Raw genomic sequence first — 19,305 nt, 5'->3', positions numbered from 1 at the left:
GCGCGACAATCGCGCGACGCGTCGCCGGGGGCGGCGCCCGCACCTGACGGCACCACTCGGCTGGGGAGACGGACGACGATGACACGGGGATACGGGACCGGGGACGAGTACGGGAACCCGCGCAACCCGTCGCAGTACGAGGATCGCACCCGCGAACTGCCCGCCGACCCCTACGAGGACCAGCGCTACGACCCGCAGTACGGCCAGTACCCGCCGCAGCAGCAGTTCTCCGGTGGGCGCCCGACGCCGCCCGGCACCCGGGCCCCGGTCGTCAACGCCGCGCGGCTCTGGGCGGGCGGGGTCGCGACGGCGATCGTCGCGGCCCTGATCGCGCTGGTCGGTGTGCTGATCGCGAGGGCATTGCCCAAGGTCGAGTTCCTCGGGCCCCTGGCGTCGGGGCCACTGGGCAGCGGGAAGACCGTGGTCCTGTGCCTGGGGGCGGCGGTCGCCGCGCTCGCCGCGACGGGGCTTGCGCACCTGCTGCTGGTGAGCACCCCGCGGCCGATGGCCTACTTCGGCTGGATCGTCGCGCTGTGCACGGTCGTCGCGATCCTGCTGGCGTTCCTCGGCACCGGTTCGCTCGGGGTGAAGATCGCGTCGGCGGTCATCTACCTGGTCATCGGCATCGCGATCGGCTCGCTCGTGACCGGCGCGGCCATCTCGGCGACGGGCGGTCGCGCAGCCTCCCGCTGACGCGCCCCAGTGAGTGGCGACAGTCGCCGGAGCGACCATCGCCACTCACGGGTCCCGCCCGACGCGCGCACGAGTGCCGGTCAGCGCTGGTGCGAACCCGCCGGGGCCCCCGCCCCGTGCGCGAACGACGACGACTCCGCGCCCCGCTGCGGCGACGGCTGCTTCTCCAGCCGTGCGAGCGCGCGACCCAGGTCGTCGAGCAGCAGCCCGGCGAGGTCGTGGGAGAACCCGTTGCGCACGACGATCCGCAACGCGGCCAGGTCCTCCCGGTTCGCGGGGAACGTGTAGGCGGGGACGAGCCAGCCCGCCTCGCGCAGTGCCGCGGACAGGTCGAACGCCGAGAACGGCGCCCCGGCGTCGACGGTGAACGCGAAGACCGGGAGCTCGGAGCCGTCGGTGAGCAGCGACAACCGGTCGAACTCCGCGATCCGCGAGGACAGCGACCTCGCGACGTCGCGACAGGTCTGCTGGACGCGGCGGTAGCCGTCCATGCCCAGCCGCAGGAAGTTGTAGTACTGCGCAATGACCTGGCCGCCGGGGCGCGAGAAGTTCAGCGCGAAGGTCGGCATGTCCCCGCCGAGGTAGTTGACCCGGAAGACCAGCTCCTCGGGCAGTGCGGCGGCGTCGCGCCACAGCGCCCAGCCGACGCCGGGGTAGACCAGCCCGTACTTGTGCCCGGAGGTGTTGATCGAGGCGACCCGGTCGAGCCGGAAGTCCCACTCCAGGTCGGGGTCGCAGAAGGGCGCGACCATCGCCCCCGACGCGCCGTCGACGTGCACCGGGATGTCGATCCCGGTGCGCTCCTGCAGGTCGTCGAGCGCCGCGCAGACCTCGGCGACGGGCTCGTAGCTGCCGTCGAACGTGGACCCGAGGATGACCACGACGCCGATGGTGTTCTCGTCGCACTGCGCGACTGCCTCCGCCGCGCCCAGGTGCAGCCGGTCGCCGTCCATCGGCACCAGCCGCGGCTCGACCTCGAAGAAGTTCGCGAACTTGTCCCAGCAGATCTGGACGTTGACGCCCATGACGATGTTGGGCCGGTCCGTCGGCCTGCCGGCCGCCCGGCGGGCGATCTGCCAGCGCCGCTTGAGCGCGAGCCCGCCCAGCATGCACGCCTCGGAGGAACCGGTCGTCGAGCAGCCGACGGCGTGCTCCGGGTCGGGAGCGTTCCACAGCGTCGCGAGCATCCGCACGCAGCGTGCCTCGAGGTCGGCCGTGCGCGGGTACTCGTCCTTGTCGATGACGTTCTTGTCGAACGACTCCGTCATCAGCCGCTCGGCGTGCGGCTCGGCCCACGTCGTCACGAACGTCGCGAGGTTGAGCCGCGCGTTGCCGTCGAGCATCAGCTCGTCGTGCACGACCTGGTAGGCGATCTCGGGGTCGAGCCCCTGGTCGGGCAGCGCGAACCGCGGGATCGAGATCGGCTCGCGGGCGAAGATCGGGTTGACGGGGACGTCCGACCGGTGACCACCGGTCTCCGACGGTGGCTGCGCGATGGGCATGTCGGAACGTTAGGGGAGAAATGGATGTTGGCGCGTCGGCCCGGTCGGGTGAAGACTGCCGTGATGGACGCCGACCCGGCCGCGACGACCGTCGCCGGCGCGTCCGGCGCCGAGGAGCGCGAACGTGCCGTCGCCGACCAGGCGCTGGCCGTCGCCGCGGCCTGGTCCCCGCCCGACGCCCCGCCCAGCTGGTGGCTCACCGCCGCGATCCTCACCGCGATCGCCCGCGACGACGTGCTGCGCGCGGTCGCCGCCGGGATCCCCGCCGACCGCGTCCCGGCACTGCTGCTCTCGGCGGCGCTCGTCCGGCTGGCCGGGCAGCGTCCCGACGACCCGGTCGCGCGCTACCTCCCGCGTCCCGGCGGGGAGCAGCCGCCCGACGACGGCGGTTTCCCGGCGGCGGTGGCGGCGTTCGCCCGCGCCGAGCGCGACGAGCTGGCCCGGCTGTGCGCCGGGCACCGCTACCAGATGAACGAGGTCGCGCGGTGCCTCGACGTCGTCCCGGTGCTGGGCCGGATCGCCGCGCGCGACGGCCGGCCGCTCGCGCTGGTCGACCTCGGTACCGGCGCGGGCCTGGCGCTGCACCTGGACCGCTACGCCTACCGCTACCGGCTCGCCGACGGCACCTCGCTGACGTGCGGTGACCCCGGCGCGACGGTCCGGCTGGAGTGCGCGGTGCGCGGTGTCGCGCCCGTCGTGCCCGACCGGGTCCCGCCGATCCTGGGCCGCGTGGGCATCGACGTCGAACCGCACGACCTGGCCGACCCGCAGACCTACGGCTGGCTCGCGGCGTGCGTCCCGCCGGAGGCGACGGCGGTGACCCGGTTCGCGGCCGCGGCGGCGATCACCCGGTCGGAGGGTGCCAGGGCGGTCCGCGGTGACGTCCTGGACGTGCTGCTCGACGCCGTCGCCGGGATGCCCGAGGAGGCGACGGTCTGCCTGCTCGACACCTACGTCCACGTCTTCCTGCCGCCCGACCGCCTCGCCCGCTTCGACGCCCTGCTCGACCACCTGAGCCGCCGCAGGCAGATCGAGTGGATCTCCGTCGACCCGCTGGTGCCGTTGGGGCCGGACGCGACGACGACCGTGCAGGGCCTGGACGTGCCCGCCGGCTGGCTGGAGGACAACCGGGCAGGCGGGGTCTTCGGCGTCGTCGGGCACGTGTCGGTGCGCGACGGCGTGCGCACGGGACAGGTGCTGGGCCGCTCGCATCCGAGCGCGGCGTGGCTGGAGTGGCTGGACCGGCCCGCGGAGCGCACCGGGCCCGGAGGCCGGATCAGGGGAACGTGAACGTGTAGCCCTGCGCGGACAGCCAGGGCAGCAGCCGCTCGAGCGCGGCGACGGTCTGCGAGCGGTTGCCGCCGCCGTCGTGCAGGAGCACGATCGCGCCCGGGTGCACCTGCTTCTGCACGGCGGCGACGATGGCGTCGACACCGGGACGCTTCCAGTCTCGGGGATCGACCGACCAGCCGAGCGGCTGCAGGTTGCGGGTGGCGGCGTCGGTGAGCATGGTCGGCGACCAGTAGCCGCCGGGCGCGCGGAAGTACTCGACGTCGGCACCGGGCACGTGCTCGGCGCGGTCGCGGACGTCCACGATCTCGGCCACCACCGTCGACTCCGCGCGCGTGGACAGCGACTCGTCGTGGGTCCGCGAGTGCGAGCACATCCGCATGCCCGCCGCCGCGACCATGGCGACGGTCTCGGGATGCGCCGCCATCACGTTGCCGATCTGACAGAACGTGGCGACGGCGCCGTGGCTGCGCAGCACGTCGAGGATGCGGGGTGTCCAGGTCGGGTCGGGGCCGTCGTCGAACGTCAGGGCGACCGTCCGGGCCCCCGGCTGCCCGCGCACCTCGGTGAGGACCTTCGGCACCGCCTGGACGACGACGGGCGCCGGCGGCGGCGGGGGCGGGGGCGTGACCGCGCGGAACGGTGAGTCGGGCGCGGTGAGGAACGTGACGAGGCCGAACACCAGTGCGGTGAGCACGGCCGACGCGGCGTTCAGCCGGGGTCGGCCGGGAGCCGCCGGCGTCACCGGCCGGATCTGCGCGTGCGTCGTCACGTCCTGCACTCGGCCGAGTTTGACCCGATCAGGGCATCAAGTCCGACCGACACGCCGTGGCCGGGGTCACCCCTCCCCGGATGCGCGAGCGGGGTCGTCGCTCGGGGCGGGCCGCTCGGCGCCGCCGTCGCGCCCGACGTCGCAGGGGCCGTCGGACCGGGGGCCGTCGTGCAGGTGGTCGTCGTGCCGGTGGGTGTCGTCCTGGACGGGCCGGTGCGTGTCGTGGAGCAGGCCGGGCGGCCCGATCTCGATGTGCGCGCTCGTGTGCCGGCGCTCCGGCGGGCGCGCGAGCCAGTCGACGATCCGGTCCCACCGGTCGCGGCGCCCGGGCGGGAAGCGACGTTCGGCACGCTCGCGCTTGCGTGAACCGGGCTTGTACCAGCGCCGTGCCCAGTACGACCGCGGCCGCGCCAGCCGGCAGGCCCCGACCAGCGCGACGACCGGCACGAACACCCCGATGATCCCCATGATGTTCCGGCCCTTGAGGATCGCCATCGCGGCGAACACCAGGTTGACGACGATGTTCACCGCCACCAACGGCGCCCCGACGCCGGGGTCGCTGTCGTTGAACGGGTTCGACCCGACGAGCAGCAGGATGCCGATGACGACGGCGATCATCACGGCGTCGACCGACCGGCGGCCCTCCTCGGCCCAGTAGACGTCGTCGAGGCGCAGCCAGAGGGCGAACTCGTCGAGCGTGAGCGCGGCGCCCGCCCCGAACACGACGGCGACGACCTGCACCCACGGTGCCTCGGGCTGGTAGGTCAGCTCGGCGGTCCCGGCCCCGATCATCATGAAGATGCCGTAGACCTGGTGGTGGATGTGCACCCCGCCGATCGTGGTGTCCCGGAACGGTCCCCGGCCGCTGGCGATCATCCGCGTGATCACCCGGGTCACGACGAACGTCACCACGAACGACGCGAGCAGCCACGCGACGAGCTCGCGGCCCTCACCGATCGGCTGCAGCTCGATATTGATCTGCACGGCCGAAAGCCTCCCACCCGGGCGGCCAGGGAGAAAGCAGATCGGTCAGGCGGGGACGCTCGTGCGTGCCAGCGCGACCGGCAGCGACGCCCAGCCGCGCAACGTCCGGGTCGGGCGCCGCCGTCCCGGACCGGCCGGCGCCAGGTCGGGGAAGCGCTCGAACAGCGCCCGCAGCGCCACCTCGCCCTCCATCCGGGCCAGCCCCGCGCCCAGGCAGTAGTGGATGCCGCTGGAGAACGCGATGTGGTCGCCCGCGTTGGCGCGGGTGACGTCGAAGCGGGTGGGGTCGTCGAACACCGCGGGATCGCGGTTCGCCCCGCCCAGCTGGACGACGACGACCGTGCCCGCGCGGATCGTCGTGCCGAGCACCTCGGTGGTGGCGTGCGCCATCCGGCCGGTGCGTTGGACGGGCGAGTCGATGCGCAGCATCTCGTCGACGGCGTTGGGCCACAGCGACGGGTCGTCGCGCAGCAGGGCGAGCTGGTCGGGGTGCTGCATGAGCAGTGCGGACCCGCTGCCGATGAGGTTGACCGTCGTCTCGAAGCCCGCGGCGAGCAGCAGCATCGCGATGCTGCTCAGCTCGTCCTCGGTGAGGCCGCCCTCCTCGTCGTGCACGCCGACCAGCGCCGAGAGGATGTCCTCACCGGGGTTCGCGCGGATCCGGTCGAAGTGGCCCAGCATCCAGGCGTGCAGGGCGTCGATGTCGCGCTCGGTGCGGCGGAACTCGGCGAGGGTCAGGCCCATGTCCAACGACAGCGCCCCGCCCTCGCCCCAGCGCAGGAACTGGTCGCGCATGTCCAGCGGGGCGCCGAGCATCTCGGCGATCACCGTCGCGGGCAGCAGCGCGGCGTAGTCGGCCACGAGGTCGGCGGTTCCGCCGGGACGGGCGGCCAGGTCGTCGAGCAGGCCGGCGGCGATCTCCTCGGTGCGCCGGCGCAGCGCGGCGACGGCGCGGGCACTGAACGCGCGGGTGACGAGCTTGCGGTAGCGGGTGTGGTCGGGCGGGTCGGCCGCGAGCATCGACGGCGGCTGCACCGGCCCCAGCGCCCAGCGCCCGCCGGCCCTGACGGCCAGCCGGACCGGGCCGGGCAGGTTCTCCGGCATCCGCATGCCGACGCCGAAGTCCTTGCTGCGCAGCACTTCCGTCGCGACGTCGTGGTGGGCGGAGGTGAGTGCGAGCCCCGTGTCGACGAACCGGCCGCGGGCACGCAGCTCCTCGTAGAAGGGGTAGGGCTCGGCGAGCACCTCGGGATCGAGCATCAGCCGCGCGCCGAGCTCCCCGGCCCGCGCCCGCTTCCCGACGGCCCGGCGCACGACGCCGTGCCGCAGCCCCCACCTGATCACGCGTCGCGGTCCACCCGAAGCCGCCATGTCCGCCTCCTCGATCGGGTCGGACCTCAACTTACCGGCGGTAACTTATGGCGTAAAGCGGCTTCAGCGGGCTCTCAGGACGGGTGGTGCGGCGCACGCCGCCCACAACGGACAGCGGCGCTCGGGTAGGAACGTGAGGTGTCCGCCCCCGCGCCGAGTCTGCTCGCCGTCAGCGACCTGCACGTCCGCCACCGCGAGAACCGCGAGATCGCCGCGCGGCTGGCGCCGGGGCATCCCGACGACTGGCTGATCGTCGCCGGCGACGTGGGGGAGCAGGTCGACGAGGTCGTCGCGACACTGGCCGACCTGCGCGAGCGCTTCGCCCGGGTGCTCTGGGTGCCGGGTAACCACGAGCTGTGGACGCGACCCAAGGAGGCCGACGCGCCGCGCGGGGAGGAGCGGTACCGACGGCTGGTGGAGCGGGCCCGTGCCGTCGGGGTCGACACCCCGGAGGACCCGTACCCGGTGTGGACCGGCGCGGACGGGCCGATCGTCGTCGCGCCGCTGTTCCTGCTCTACGACTACACGTTCCTGCCCCCCGGGACCACCACCCCCGAGGAGGGGCTCGCGGCGGCCCGGGAGGCGGGAGTCGTCTGCACCGACGAGTTCCTGCTGCACCCGGACCCCTACCCGACCCGCCAGGCCTGGTGCGACGCACGGATCCGCGCGACGGAGGAGCGGCTCGCGGCGCTCGATCCCGGGCTGCCGACAGTGCTGGTCAACCACTGGCCGCTCACCCGGCGGCCGACGGCGATCCTGCGCTACCCGGAGTTCTCGCTGTGGTGCGGCTCGACCCGGACCGCCGACTGGCACGTCCGGTTCCGGGCGCGGACCGTCGTCTACGGCCACCTGCACGTGCCCCGGGTGAGCTGGGAGGACGGTGTGCGCTTCGTCGAGACGTCGCTCGGCTACCCGCGCGAGCAGCGGTTCCGGGAGGAGCGGGGCATCCGCACGGAACCGCTGCCGCGCCGAATCCTGCCGCTGCCGCCCCGGGAACCCGATCCCCTGGAGCGCTACGACAAGCCGCTGTGAGTGGCGATGGTCGCCCTGGCGACCATCGCCACTCACGAGCGGTCAGCGCCGGCGGTCGCCGTAGCGGCGGCGGAACTTCTCGACGGCCCCCGCCTCGTCGAGCACGCGCGTCGTGCCCGTCCAGAACGGGTGCGAGTAGCTCGTGACGTCGACGTTGACCAGGGGATAGGTGTTCCCGTCGGACCATTCGATCGTCCGGTCGGACGTCGCGGTCGACCGCGTCAGGAAGGCGTCGCCGGTGGACCGGTCCTGGTAGACGACGGGGCGGTACTCGGGGTGGATGCCGGTGCGCATGTCGCGTCCTCTCGTTCGTTCCTGCACCCGGCAACGCATTCGACAACGGTTTTCATTCCGGGACGCGCGGCTCAGCCCAGTAGCCGCTGGAGGTCGTCGAGCACCTTCCCGGCGCCGACGGGACCCAGCCCGAGGAACCAGACCTCGTCGTCGACGGGCCGGACGTGGTCGGCCCGCACCGCGGACAGCCCCTTCCACAGCGCGCTGTCCAGGACCGCCGGCTGCGCTGTCTGCTCGGGCGGCCCGTAGCTGGAGTAGAAGATCCGGTCGCCGTCGGCCTGGTCGATGCGCTCGGCCGAGATCTCGGCGGCGAGCTCGTCGAAGTTCTGGGTCTGCGGCCGCGGCAGCCCGACGTCGGACAGGATGACGCCGATGAACGAGAGGTTGCCGTAGAGCCTGATCCGGCCCGGCATGAACCGCACCATCGAGATGGTCGGGGGCGCGGCCGCGACCTCGGAGCGCACCTCGTCGGCCCGGTGCTGGTAGTCGTTGAGGATGCGCACCGCGGCGTCCTCCTCGCCCGTGGCGGCCCCGACGAGCAGGAAGTTCTCCTTCCACGGGAAACCGGGGCGGATGCTGAACACCGTCGGCGCGATGGCCGAGAGCCGGTCGTAGAGCTGGTCGGCGCGCAGCTTGCTGCCGAGGATCAGGTCCGGCCTGGCGGCGGCGATCGCCTCGAGGTTGAGGTTGTTCGTGTCGCCCGCCGTCGCGGTGCCTGCCGTCTTCTCCGCGAGGTAGCTGGGCGGGGTGTTGTTCGGGTTCGCCATGACGACGGGCGTGAGGCCGAGGGCGATGACGTCGTCGAGCTCGCCGCTGTCGAGCACGGCGATGCGCTGCGGCTTCTTCTCCAGCCTCGTGGTGCCGGCCGCGTGGGTGATCGTCCGCGGGAAGACGCCCGGCGCGACGTCGGCGCCGAACGCGGCCGTCGCCTCGTCGGCCGTGGCGAAGAGCGTCCCGCCCGTCGCCACGTCGGTGTTGCCGGGGCGAGTGTCCTGGGAGGGGCCGGAGCAGGCGGCGACGGCGAGGGCGAGCAGGGCGGCCGCGGCTGCGCCGGCCCGGCGCAGCCGTCGACGCGGACGGGACGTCGTCGTTTCGGTCACCGGATGAGGTTAGCCATCCCTCACTTCGCCGGGAAGGCGGGCGTGGCCGAGGGCGTCCAGCTGTCGGTGGCCCGGATCGCCGCGGGAACGTCACCGGGTGTTGCGACGCCGGTCCACCCCGCCGGGCGGCGCCGTCGACCAGAATGAGCCGGCACGTGCCCGACGTGGCCCGAGGAGAGCGGTGAGCGAGCGACCGAGTGAACGGCGGCGCGAGCCGAAGCCGCTACTGCGCACCCGTATCGGCTCCGGTCGCGGCGCCATGGAGCAGCCCAACGCGACCGGGGACGAGGACGTCCGGCTGACCGCCCGGTTCTGGGTCGCGGTAGTGCTGACCGGGATCGGCGCCGGCCTCGCGGGCATCGTCCTGATGACGGTGCTGTACACCGTGCAGGGCCTCGCCTACGGCCCGGCCGCCGCCTCGCCGACCGTCGACATCGACGCCGTCGTCGCGGCCACCTCCTGGCAGCGCCGGGTGATCCCGCTGCTCGTCGGCGGCGTCATCGCGGGAGTGGGCTGGTACCTGCTGCGGAAGTGGACCGCGGGCCAGCGCTCGGAGGTCGACGACGCGATCTGGGCAGGCGACGGGAAGCTGTCCGTCCCGCGCAGTACCGGGACCTCGCTGCTGTCGGAGATCGTCGTCGGGCTCGGCGCGTCCCTCGGCCGGGAGGCGGCGCCGAAGCTGATGGGCGGGGTGTTCGGCAGCGTCGTCTCGGGATGGACCGGTCTCGACGTCGGCCAGCGCCGGCTGCTCGTGGCCTGCGGGGCCGGCGCCGGCGTCGCCGCGGTCTACAACGTCCCGCTCGCGGGCGCCCTTTTCACCGCGGAGGTGCTGTGCGGGACGGTGCGCCTCCCGGTCATCCTGCCGGCACTCGCGACGTCGGCGATCGCCACGCTCGTCGGCTGGATCCACCTGCCCACCGAGGCGACCTACCCCGGCATCCCCGACTACTCGTTCGCCCTCCCCGAGGTCGGCTTCGCGCTCCTCGCGGGCCCGCTCGTCGGGCTGACGGCCGTCGGGTTCGTCCGGTTGATCGCCTGGGTCTCGCACCGACGGCCACCCGGACGCTGGGCGCTCGTCGCGCCGCTCGGGGCGTTCGCGGTGCTGGCGGCGCTCGGCCTGGTGTGGCCGCAGCTCTACGGCAACGGGCAGGCCATCGTGCGCGACGCGTTCCTCGGCATCGGGACGATCGGGCTGTTCGCGGTGCTCGGCGTCCTCAAGCCGCTCGTCACGACGCTGTGCCTGGGCAGCGGCGCCGCGGGCGGGCTGCTGACGCCGACGCTGGCCACCGGTGCCGCGCTCGGCGCGTGCCTCGGCGGGCTGTGGGCGCTGCTGTGGCCGGGTGCGCCGGTGGGCGCGTACGCGATGCTGGGCGCGGCCGCGATGCTCGGCGCCGGGATGCAGGCGCCGCTCGCCGCGCTCGCACTCGTGCTGGAGCTGACCAACAGCGGGTTCGCGATCATGGTGCCGGCGGCGATCATCACCTTCCTGGCGACGGCCGTCGCCCGCTGGGTCGACGGCTACTCGATCTACTCGGCCCGGCTCTCGGAGGTGCCGGAGCCGCGCTGACCGCGGTCCCGGGGGAGGTGGGCCGCATCGGCGCCTGCTCGCGGGGAACGACGCGGGCCCTGGCGCCGTCGATGCCGCGCCTGCGCCGGGTCCGGGCGGCCGATCGTCCCGCACTCACGGACCGGCGTTCTCGGCGGGGCCCGCGCGGGTCAGTTCCCGGGAGCCGGCGGCAGGCCGGTGTAGGTGGGGGTGAGGGCCTGCTCCGGCGTCAGCCCGAAGCCGAGGTTCGGGCCGTAGAGCGCCATCGCGAGCGCCTGGAACATGAGCGTGGGCGTGATGCCGTTGGGCTGCTTGGTGGCGACGACCTCGATCGTCGTGTGCCGGGAAGGCGAGTACATGGTGATCGACTCGTAGCCGGGGAAGCTGCCCTCCTTGCCGATGAACCCACCGGACTCGACGAAGCCGAGCCCCTGGAACCACCGCCCGGAGCCGTTGTAGCCGTCGGGGAAGACGTAGGGGATCGGGTTCCTCGTGGCCTCCCGCCACACCTGCGGCTCCAGCAGGGCACCGGTCCCCAGGGCCCGGGACCAGACCCGCAGGTCCGAGAGGGTGGACACCATCCCGCCCGACGCGCCGACGCAGGACTGGTGCAGCGGGGTGACGTCGTCGGACGCCACTCCCGGCGCCACGGAGGACAGGACCCCGCCGGTCCCGTATCCGTGGGTGAGGGGCGTGCTCAGGCCGTTCCCGGAGGTGGGCAGGAAGGTGCGGTGCATCCCGAGGGGTTCGGTGATGCGTGTGCGGATGGCAGTGCTGATGTCCAGCCCCGTGGTCAGCTCCACGACGCGCCCGAGCAGGTCGTAGCCGTAGTTGCTGTAGGACCACGTCTGGCCCGGCGCCGCGACGGGCGGCTCCGCCGCGCCGGCCGCGAGCACGTCCGCCTCGGTGCACCCGGTGGCCAGCTTGGCGACGTTCTCCTCCTGGAGCAGGAACCCGGTGCTGAGACCGCTGGTCATGGTCAGGAGCTGGCGGATCGTGATCCGGTCACCGTTGGGCACCTCGGCCACCCACCGCGAGATGCGGTCGTCGAGCCCCACGCGCCCCTCTCCGACGAGCTGCAGGACGAGGTTGCCCGTGAAGGCCTTGGTCTGGCTGGCGATCTTGAACTGCATGTCCGGGGCGATCGGCGCCCCGGTCGTGAGATCGGAGACGCCCGTCGCGCTGACGAAGTTCCCCTCGGGGCTCCAGATGCCGACCAGGACGCCGGGGGTGTGGTTCGTGTCCTGGAACCGGGCGACGATGCGCTGGACCTCGGCCAGCGTCGGCGGGTCGAGGGATCGGTCGGCGCTGTGTCCTCCGCCTGTCGTCGGCGCGGCATCCGCCGCGGCCGGGCTCGCGACCGCCGCCGTCAGTGCGACCGTGAGGCCCACAGCGCCTATGTACCGAACCCACGATCGGCCCATGAACCCGCTCCTTCGGCGCCCGAGGCGACCCGACGCGGGACGCCACGTACCGTCTACCGCGCCGGAGATCGGTCCATAAGTGCCAGTTGGTCCATTGTGTCCGGAGCATCCGGCCAGGTCGTCCCTCAGGTCGCTGCCTGTCGTCGCGCGCGGACGCAGCGCGACGACCGCGCTCACGCCCCTGCGACATGGGCCGACGGCCGCTCGCGGCGATGACTTCCGGGACGCGCGACGGTCCGTACGTCCATGACCGAGACCGCAGGCAAGGTCCGCCTCTACATGTCGATCTCGGTCGACGGGTTCATCACCGGCCCGGACGACGGCCCAGGTCAGGGGCTCGGGGTGGACGGGGAACGACTGCACGCGTGGCTGAGCGACGGTGGGGTCGACCCGGCCTCGTACCGTCCGGCCGCAGATGTGGACGCCGAGGTGTTCGACGAGCTGATGGCCACCGGCGCGGTCGTCACCGGGCGCCGCACGTTCGAGCACGCCGGGGGATGGGCCGGCGACCACCACGACGGCGTTCCGGTGTTCGTCCTGACCCGCTCGGTCCCCGACGGGCCCGCGCCCGGGCACGCGCGGTACGTCACCGACGTCCGGTCCGGTGTGGCGCAGGCGAGGGCGGCCGCCGGCGACCGGGACGTCATGATGCACGGCGCCTCGGCTGCGCAGGCGTGTCTGGCGGCCGGTCAGCTGGACGAGATCGAGCTGCACGTCGTACCGGTGCTGCTCGGGGGCGGGCGGCGGCTGTTCGACGGCCTGCCGCCGGGCCGGGTGGAGCTCGAACTGGTGCGGTCCCTCGAGGGTGCGGGCGTCCTGCACCTGCGCTACCGGGTCGTGGGGAGTGACCGGTGACGGGTCGCATCCGCGTGGACATGACGTCGTCGTCGGACGGCTACGTCGCCGGTCCCGACGACGGGCCGGACGCGCCGCTGGGGACCGGCGGGTTCCGGCTCGTCAACTGGCTCGACAAGCGGGCCGACCCCGGGCCGAGCGGCGACGTGTACGCGCAGGCCCTGTCCACCCGGGCACTGATCTCCGGCCGTCGGACGTACGAGCTGGCGGGCCGCTGGGGCGGCGACCACCACGACGGCGTGCCGATCTTCGTGCTGACCCACGAGGTTCCCGACGAGACGCTGCCGGGCACGGTCCGCTACGTCACCGACCCGGCCGAGTGTGCGGCGCCGGCCCGGGCCGCGGTCGGCGACGGGGTCGCGATGGTGCACGGCGCCGGGGCGACGCAGGCCCTCCTGCGCGCGGGCGAGGTCGACGACCCCGGCCAGCACGTCCCGCACCTGCGTTACCGCGTCCTGCCCCGTGAGTGGTGCCCTGTGAGTGGTGCCCTGTGAGGGGCAATAGTCGCGATAGCGACTATTGCCACTCACGAGGCCGGGGGCATACGAAAAAGGCCCCCTGCCCGGACCGGACAAGGGGCCTTCCTCGGGTGGTGGGCGATACTGGGATTGAACCAGTGACCTCTTCCGTGTCAAGGCAATCTAGAGGTGCGCGGATCACAGGCGACCCGCCCGCGGCGGGCGTGTACCCGTCCTCGATGGTCTCTGGTGATCGTGGGTTGTCCCAGTCGGTTGTCACTCAGTTAGTCACCCGTCCTGAGCGGACGTCAGCCTGGTAGGTCGTCGTCGCAACCGCGCGCACGAGGGTAGTGGCGACGTGTAACACCGCCACGTGACACGGCGAACACCAAGCGTCACCGATCACGAAGGGCGCCCAACGTTGCTTGAACGAGTCGTCATCAAGAATTTTCGACAGTTTCGCGCTCTGGATGTTGAGCTAAACCCAGACGTCAACATATTCGTGGGCGATAATGAAGCTGGTAAGTCGACCATACTTCAGGCCATAGAGATGGCGCTGTCGGGACGTATCGGCGGGCGGAGAATCGATGACGAGCGGTCGTCTCATTGGTTTCCCAAAGAGGTCGTAGAGCAGTACCTGGTCGACTTGAAGGCGGGGGGCTCTCCAAAGCTTCCTCGTCTAACCATCGAGGCGTATTTCTGCGCTCTACCTCACCTCGCTGATTATCAAGGAAGCAACAACTCTCGTAGGGAAGATCGCCCCGGGGTGAGCCTGATCTGCGAGTTCGATCCATCGTTTGAGGCTCAGTATGCCCAGTTCATTGGGGATGGCCAGGAGATTCATTCGCTGCCGGTCGAGTTCTATAGGATTGTTAGGAGAACCTTCGCGGGAGATGGTGTCATTGGCAGTCGTGTTGGGGTGCAATGTGCGGTTATCGATTCAACCGCGCTAAGACTTCAAAGCGGAGCCGACTACTACTTGCGTAAGACCTTGGACGAGCATCTCAGCGATGAGGTTCGATCGGGGATGGCACTTGCGCTTCGTGCGTACCGTGAGAATCTCTCCAAAGATCCCGCATTCATCGAGGCGAATGAGTCGATTGCGGTCGAACGGAATACCCTCCACAAGAAATCCGTGCGGTTGGCAGCCGACGCAAGTCCGAAGTCGGCCTGGGAATCCGGCATCGTCCCGCATCTGGACGACGTTCCCTTTGGCTACGTGGGGAAGGGTGAACAGGCCGCCTTTAAGACGCTCCTCGCGCTGGACCGCGAAACGGCACGAGGTGTTGTCCTTATTGAAGAGCCAGAGAATCACCTATCTTTCGGAAGCTTGAATGCGCTCATCGAGAGGATCACGGAGCGAACCACAACAAAGCAGCTCGTCTTGACTACGCATAGCTCATTTGTGCTAAATAAGCTGGGAATTCGCCATCTCAAGTTGTTGAAGAGTAGGCAAGTTCAGAATTTCGCGACTCTGTCAGATGAGACTCAGGACTACTTCTTGAAGCTGGCCGGGTATGACACGCTCAGACTGGTCCTGGCACGCGCGACGATCCTGGTGGAAGGGCCGTCGGATGAGTTGATCGTTCAGAAGGCGTACCGGCAAAAGTATGGAAGGATGCCACTCGCGGACGGTATAGACGTGATGAGCGTCCAAGCGTTGGCCTTCCGTCGATTTCTAGAACTAGGGCGAGAACTTTCCGCTCACATTGCTGTAGTGACAGATCTGGACGACGATGCGTCGGACAGCAAGGCGCGGAAGCGCTTTGAGGAATTTGAGGTCGACGGAGTCGTGAAAGGATTCGTGGGCGAGGTAGCTCACGGTCGTACGCTCGAGCCTCAGCTCGTTCACGCGGCCGGAGGAAGGGCTTTGGCGGAGGTCCTTGGTGTGTCCTTCAGTACGAATGAGGCTTTGTCGGAATACATGACCGCGCAGAAAACAGATGCTGCACTGAAGATCTTCAACTCGGACTGCACGATCACGATGCCGAAATACATTGAGGACGCAATTGACTTTGTCAAATAGCGCCATTGTTGCGGCTGCAGGTTCAGGAAAGACCCATGAACTCGCGCTTCGCGCCCTGGCTGTCCCTCTTTCGGAGCGAGCGTTAGTTGCGACATACACGAACAACGGGGCAAGCGAACTTCGGAGCCGAATTGAGAACCTGAAGGGCTTTGTGCCGGCCAATATTGAAATTCAGCCCTGGCTGACCTTCTTGCTGCGTCATGGTGCGCGTCCCTATCAAGGGGCGCTTTTAAACATCAATGAGATCGACGGCTTGTATCTAGATTCTAGAGAGGTGGCGCTAAAAAGGAAGGGCTGGAGGCCGCGGCAGGATAACCCGCGTCCCTATTATCTGCAAGCAGGACGAATCTACCGAGATGTCCTTTCCGACTTCGTCTTGCATTGCAATCGAGAAACAGGAGGGGCAGTTTTTCGGCGACTCGCCAGGATCTTTCAGCATATGCTGCTGGACGAGGTGCAGGACATGGCAGGGCGAGACCTTGACGTAATTGAGGAGACCCTCAGGTCGCCGATCGAAGTGACTATGGTTGCCGACCCAAGGCAGCGAACCTATGCGACCTCGCAGTCGCGAACGAATAAGGCGAGCGCGGGGACTAATGTGCAAGCCTGGTTCGAGAGGCTGGAGCGCGCAGGGCTTCTTAGCATCGAAAGACATGCACACTCGCGGCGTTGCGTCCAAGAGGTCTGTGACTTTGCAGATCGGCTATATCCTGAGCTGCCCGCAACTGAATCGTTGGCGTGTCACGGTGAAGTGGAGCTGCAGGGAGTCCACCTCGTCAAGAGTACTCAGATTGCTGACTACCTGCATGCCAACGACCCTCAATTGTTGGTTTGGGACAAGCGGAGTGAGACATATGGTCGATCGGCGCGAAACTATGGCGCAGTTAAGGGGCTCACTTTCGACCGGGTGCTGATACAGCCGACCTCCTCGATCGCCGCTTATCTACAGAAGGGGAAACCTCTGGAGGGCGTGACTCGTGCGAAGTTCTATGTCGCAGTAACGCGAGCGCGATATAGCGTCGGTATCGTTCTCGATCGGCCAGGGGGTTGCGGGCTGTCGTACTGGAGCCCATGACAGCCAGCAGATTGCCGCTCACCTTGGGGTCTGTGCGCTGCCACCACATTGCCAGTACGTTGTCATCGTGAGCACCGCTGACTCAGGTATCCCGCCATCGCACTCGCAGGCGCGTGGAGACGTGGGGCTTCTTGCTGCAGCCCCGTCCCTAGCGAAGCGTTTTGTCATGCCGCTGGGGCGGCGATGGATGCACGTGCAAGCCGTTGCTGCTCGAACCTCCGAGCTGGCCGAGGCCGTGGGTGCAATGGAACTGCAATATCTGGTCGCTTCCGCCTGGCTTCACGACATCGGCTACTCGCCCGAGATCGGGTATACACGGTTTCATCCCCTTGACGGTGCTCGTTACCTCCGAAAGGCGGGCTGGCCGGCGGCGATAGTCAACCTGGTCGCGCACCATTCCGGTGCTCGATACGAGGCGGACCAGAGGGGACTGGGTGCGGAGCTTGCCGAATTCCCGTTTCCGGCCGGTCCGATGCTCGATGCGTTGGTGACCGCGGATCTGACGACCGGGCCGTCGGGAGAAAGACTGACTTACGACGAGCGAATCGCGGAGATCCTGGATCGATATCCGGTTGACGATCCTGTGCACCAAGCATGGCTGACGGCGGGGCCGATCTTGGCCGAATCGGTACGGCGCACGGAGGCTCGGCTAGCGGGCCGGTTAGCCTAAATGCGGCTCCGTCCGTAGTTCGTCGAGCGCGTGGCTGATGCGCAGTCGCATGGACGGATGAATCCAAAGGCCGGGGACGTCGGCTGGTTCGACCCACGATGCGGCCTTAGTCTCGGTCCCGTCCGGCTGCGGCATCTCCGACCTACCCAGCGGGACCGCACGAAAGCAGAGCGAGAACTGTTGGCGAACTTCGCCGTCGTCGTAGGCCATGACGTGTCGGGGGTCGGTGTATGTCCCGACGAGCCCGGTAATCCGGACGCCGATTCCGGTCTCTTCGCGGACCTCACGGACGGCGGTGTCGGTGATGCGTTCGCCGGGATCGTGTCCGCCGCCCGGGAGGGCCCAGTATCCGTTATCGATCTTGTGGATGAGAAGTAGCCTGCCGGCGTTGTCGCGGACCGCCACGGTAACTGAGGGGACGACGCTGTTGATTGCGGGTGCGTTCGGGTCGTCGTAGTAATCGATGCGCGCCACGGCTTTACCTCTCGGCGGTCTCGGGTCGTGCGAGGTCCCAGACGCGCTCGAATGACCGCATGTAGTGCTCCCATATGGTGCCGTCGGGGACCTTGCGGATGTGCAGGGTCGGGTTCTGGCCGGCCAAGGAACCGAAGGCGTGGCCGTTGATGAGCGCCTGGCCGTCGAAGCGGTAGATCGAGTTGTAGAGGATTGTGCCGTGCGCGCGGACCTCGACGCCCGGGAGGTGCGCGACGTCGTGCAGGTAGCGGCGCATGAGCTGAACTCGTCCTTCGAGTCCGCCCGCCGTGCCCTCCTCGGCGGCGCGTTGGACAACGGCCGGCGAGGAGTGGTCGCCGACTGCGAGTCGGAACCGGACGCCTTCCGCGGCCTTGGCTCGGATGACGGGCAGTAGATCGTGCTGCTCCACGAGGAACTGCCCGGAGAACACCAGGACGTCAACAGCTTCGACGGCTCCGCGGATGAGCTCGGACCACAACGTGAAGGGGACGGCTGAGCGGGTCGGATAGAGGTGGACCAGCTCGGCGACGGCCGGCGCTGCAGAGGGTCGTCGATCGGCCGGCCAGAGATGAGTCTCCTCGACCCGCAGGAGCTGCGCGACGCGGAGCCGGGTGGTCCGGTGGGGCCGCCGCGCGTCGCTGTAGACCCACCGCTCGACGGTCTTCGGATCGACCTCGACGCCCACGGACACCTGCTCGATGGTGAGGCCGGCGGCGTCGATCGCGGCGCGGAGTCGGTCGTTGGCCACCGGACCATCATCCACAACGCAGGACGTTTTCGGGACGTTTTCGACGAATCGAGATCATCCGGGACGTCTGGAAGCGGCCCGTGAAGTGCGGTGTAGGCGTCTGCGTTTCCGCGGTCCCATGTAGTCATGAACAGCAGCGACGCCCACCGCATCGGCTCAGGACCGGCGGTCACCGCTCTCGATGGCGGCCACGCGGTCACGCAGCTCGGCAACCTCACGACGCAGCTCGTCCACGGCGGCGGCGAGGTTCGTCGGCCCGGCGCCAGGGAGGGCGCGCACGAAGGTGCCGCGCCCGCTCGCGGACTCCAGGACGCCCTCGTACTGCAGTTCCTTCACTGCGGCGTGAACCGTCAGCTCGGCCACCTGGTGCTGCGCCGCGAGGCTGCGCAGCGACGGGATCTTCTCTCCAACGGCGTACTCGCCGGAGTTGATGCGCTGCACGATGTCCGCCTTGACCTGCGCGCTGAGCGAGACGGCGCTGTTCGGGTCGATCGCCACAGCGACAGGCTACCGGCCGCGTAGGCCACCCCACGGCACCACAAGTGCAGCCCTTGACAGACTGAACACCACATAGCACCTTGTGGTGCTATGTGGTTCTATCGAGCAGGAGACACCGTGAACGTCCACCGCCTCGACGCCATGCACCGCGTGCAGCTCGACTCACTCGACTACGACGACGCGTGGACCCCCGACGGCCTCACGTTCGAGGTCATCCGTCAGCTTCAGCACGACGCCTACGCCGAGCTGGCCCGCGAGGGGGGCGCGGAGCCGACCGCCTGGCACTTCATGAGCGACGACGAGCGAGCAGAGATCCGGCCGCCCCGCCTCCGCCCCGTTCCGACGCCGGCTGCGCCTTCGCGAACCGCGCTCGACGCCTCGGCCGCCGGCGGTGAGGCGGCGTGATCGTCGAACTGACGACGGCCGTCTGTGACGGCTGTGGCACCGAGCAGCTCGATGGCCCCTGCCGGGGCTGGTTCGCCTCCCGGGATGC

The 19,305-nt window shown here is 69.8% G+C and carries 20 protein-coding genes; 10 read left to right on the top strand and 10 right to left on the bottom strand.

Annotated elements, in window-relative coordinates; all coding sequences use genetic code 11:
• Nucleotides 1–78 precede the first annotated feature (78 nt).
• A complete protein-coding gene (locus tag PSD17_RS32015) occupies nt 79–693 on the top strand; it encodes a DUF6069 family protein (RefSeq protein ID WP_013674183.1) in 615 nt (204 codons plus the stop codon).
• 80 nt (nt 694–773) lie between these two features.
• On the opposite strand, the gene PSD17_RS32010 is transcribed toward PSD17_RS32015, so the two are convergent.
• Nucleotides 774–2,195 carry a glutamate decarboxylase gene (locus PSD17_RS32010; protein ID WP_339126049.1) on the bottom strand — a complete coding sequence of 474 codons (1,422 nt, stop codon included), beginning with the start codon at nt 2,193–2,195 and terminating at the stop codon, nt 774–776.
• Nucleotides 2,196–2,258: 63 nt separating this feature from the next.
• Between PSD17_RS32010 and PSD17_RS32005 the strand changes: the two genes are divergently transcribed.
• Complete coding sequence (locus PSD17_RS32005; RefSeq protein ID WP_339126048.1) at nt 2,259–3,485, top strand: DUF2332 domain-containing protein; 1,227 nt, start codon at nt 2,259–2,261, stop codon at nt 3,483–3,485.
• Here the strand turns inward: PSD17_RS32005 and PSD17_RS32000 are convergent.
• From PSD17_RS32000 to PSD17_RS31990, 3 genes are read right to left on the bottom strand one after another with little or no spacing between them, the layout of a single operon-like run.
• The gene (locus PSD17_RS32000) at nt 3,472–4,266 is read right to left on the bottom strand and encodes a polysaccharide deacetylase family protein (protein ID WP_202946362.1); all 795 of its coding nucleotides are present in this window, start codon (nt 4,264–4,266) and stop codon (nt 3,472–3,474) included. The genes PSD17_RS32005 and PSD17_RS32000 overlap by 14 nt on opposite strands.
• A 57-nt stretch (nt 4,267–4,323) precedes the next feature.
• The gene (locus PSD17_RS31995; RefSeq protein WP_339126047.1) at nt 4,324–5,241 is read right to left on the bottom strand and encodes a hypothetical protein; all 918 of its coding nucleotides are present in this window, start codon (nt 5,239–5,241) and stop codon (nt 4,324–4,326) included.
• A 45-nt stretch (nt 5,242–5,286) separates the two neighbouring features.
• Nucleotides 5,287–6,612, bottom strand: coding sequence for a cytochrome P450 (locus PSD17_RS31990; RefSeq protein WP_013674188.1), 1,326 nt, complete (start codon nt 6,610–6,612; stop codon nt 5,287–5,289).
• Between the two features lie 138 nt (nt 6,613–6,750).
• Here PSD17_RS31990 and PSD17_RS31985 point away from each other — a divergent pair, with 138 nt between their 5' ends.
• The gene (locus PSD17_RS31985; RefSeq protein WP_339126046.1) at nt 6,751–7,644 is read left to right on the top strand and encodes a metallophosphoesterase family protein; all 894 of its coding nucleotides are present in this window, start codon (nt 6,751–6,753) and stop codon (nt 7,642–7,644) included.
• A 42-nt stretch (nt 7,645–7,686) separates the two neighbouring features.
• Here PSD17_RS31985 and PSD17_RS31980 read toward each other — a convergent pair whose 3' ends face one another.
• Together PSD17_RS31980 and PSD17_RS31975 are read right to left on the bottom strand one after the other, a co-directional pair.
• Entirely contained in the window at nt 7,687–7,938 is a 252-nt protein-coding gene (locus PSD17_RS31980) for a type B 50S ribosomal protein L31 (protein WP_013674190.1), read from the bottom strand.
• 71 nt (nt 7,939–8,009) lie between these two features.
• Nucleotides 8,010–9,038, bottom strand: a complete 1,029-nt coding sequence (locus PSD17_RS31975; RefSeq protein WP_339126045.1) for an ABC transporter substrate-binding protein — start codon at nt 9,036–9,038, stop codon at nt 8,010–8,012.
• Between the two features lie 181 nt (nt 9,039–9,219).
• Here PSD17_RS31975 and PSD17_RS31970 point away from each other — a divergent pair, with 181 nt between their 5' ends.
• Complete coding sequence (locus tag PSD17_RS31970) at nt 9,220–10,605, top strand: chloride channel protein (protein ID WP_013674192.1); 1,386 nt, start codon at nt 9,220–9,222, stop codon at nt 10,603–10,605.
• 149 nt (nt 10,606–10,754) lie between these two features.
• On the opposite strand, the gene PSD17_RS31965 is transcribed toward PSD17_RS31970, so the two are convergent.
• Nucleotides 10,755–11,975, bottom strand: a complete 1,221-nt coding sequence (locus PSD17_RS31965) for a serine hydrolase domain-containing protein (RefSeq protein WP_339126044.1) — start codon at nt 11,973–11,975, stop codon at nt 10,755–10,757.
• Between the two features lie 279 nt (nt 11,976–12,254).
• Here PSD17_RS31965 and PSD17_RS31960 point away from each other — a divergent pair, with 279 nt between their 5' ends.
• The 5 genes from PSD17_RS31960 to PSD17_RS31945 all read left to right on the top strand — a co-directional run bounded on the left by PSD17_RS31960 (nt 12,255) and on the right by PSD17_RS31945 (nt 17,092).
• Nucleotides 12,255–12,863 (top strand): dihydrofolate reductase family protein, encoded by a 609-nt coding sequence (locus PSD17_RS31960; RefSeq protein ID WP_339126043.1) that lies wholly within the window; start codon nt 12,255–12,257, stop codon nt 12,861–12,863.
• A complete protein-coding gene (locus tag PSD17_RS31955) occupies nt 12,860–13,357 on the top strand; it encodes a dihydrofolate reductase family protein (protein ID WP_339126042.1) in 498 nt (165 codons plus the stop codon). The genes PSD17_RS31960 and PSD17_RS31955 overlap by 4 nt, the downstream gene beginning before the upstream one ends.
• Nucleotides 13,358–13,694: 337 nt before the next feature.
• Complete coding sequence (locus PSD17_RS31950; RefSeq protein WP_339126041.1) at nt 13,695–15,347, top strand: ATP-dependent nuclease; 1,653 nt, start codon at nt 13,695–13,697, stop codon at nt 15,345–15,347.
• Nucleotides 15,319–16,422: a UvrD-helicase domain-containing protein gene (locus tag PSD17_RS35515; RefSeq protein ID WP_445261048.1), complete on the top strand. Its 1,104-nt coding sequence runs from the start codon at nt 15,319–15,321 to the stop codon at nt 16,420–16,422. Before PSD17_RS31950 ends, PSD17_RS35515 begins: the two co-directional genes overlap by 29 nt.
• Nucleotides 16,423–16,489: 67 nt before the next feature.
• Complete coding sequence (locus PSD17_RS31945) at nt 16,490–17,092, top strand: HDIG domain-containing metalloprotein (protein ID WP_339126040.1); 603 nt, start codon at nt 16,490–16,492, stop codon at nt 17,090–17,092.
• Here PSD17_RS31945 and PSD17_RS31940 read toward each other — a convergent pair.
• The 3 genes from PSD17_RS31940 to PSD17_RS31930 all read right to left on the bottom strand — a co-directional run bounded on the left by PSD17_RS31940 (nt 17,084) and on the right by PSD17_RS31930 (nt 18,812).
• Nucleotides 17,084–17,566, bottom strand: a complete 483-nt coding sequence (locus PSD17_RS31940; protein WP_339126039.1) for an NUDIX domain-containing protein — start codon at nt 17,564–17,566, stop codon at nt 17,084–17,086. The two genes, PSD17_RS31945 and PSD17_RS31940, sit on opposite strands and share 9 nt — an antisense overlap.
• 4 nt (nt 17,567–17,570) lie before the next feature.
• A complete protein-coding gene (locus PSD17_RS31935) occupies nt 17,571–18,314 on the bottom strand; it encodes a helix-turn-helix domain-containing protein (protein ID WP_339126038.1) in 744 nt (247 codons plus the stop codon).
• Between the two features lie 156 nt (nt 18,315–18,470).
• The gene (locus PSD17_RS31930) at nt 18,471–18,812 is read right to left on the bottom strand and encodes a GntR family transcriptional regulator (RefSeq protein ID WP_339126037.1); all 342 of its coding nucleotides are present in this window, start codon (nt 18,810–18,812) and stop codon (nt 18,471–18,473) included.
• A 117-nt stretch (nt 18,813–18,929) separates the two neighbouring features.
• Here PSD17_RS31930 and PSD17_RS31925 point away from each other — a divergent pair, with 117 nt between their 5' ends.
• Complete coding sequence (locus tag PSD17_RS31925; protein ID WP_339126036.1) at nt 18,930–19,217, top strand: hypothetical protein; 288 nt, start codon at nt 18,930–18,932, stop codon at nt 19,215–19,217.
• Nucleotides 19,218–19,305 lie beyond the last annotated feature (88 nt).

Origin of the sequence: Pseudonocardia sp. D17 (assembly GCF_036984265.1) — a bacterium.
GTDB lineage: Bacteria > Actinomycetota > Actinomycetes > Mycobacteriales > Pseudonocardiaceae > Pseudonocardia > Pseudonocardia benzenivorans.
Note: the sequence above shows the minus strand (reverse complement) of the source record. Positions and strands in the feature narration are given on the sequence as shown.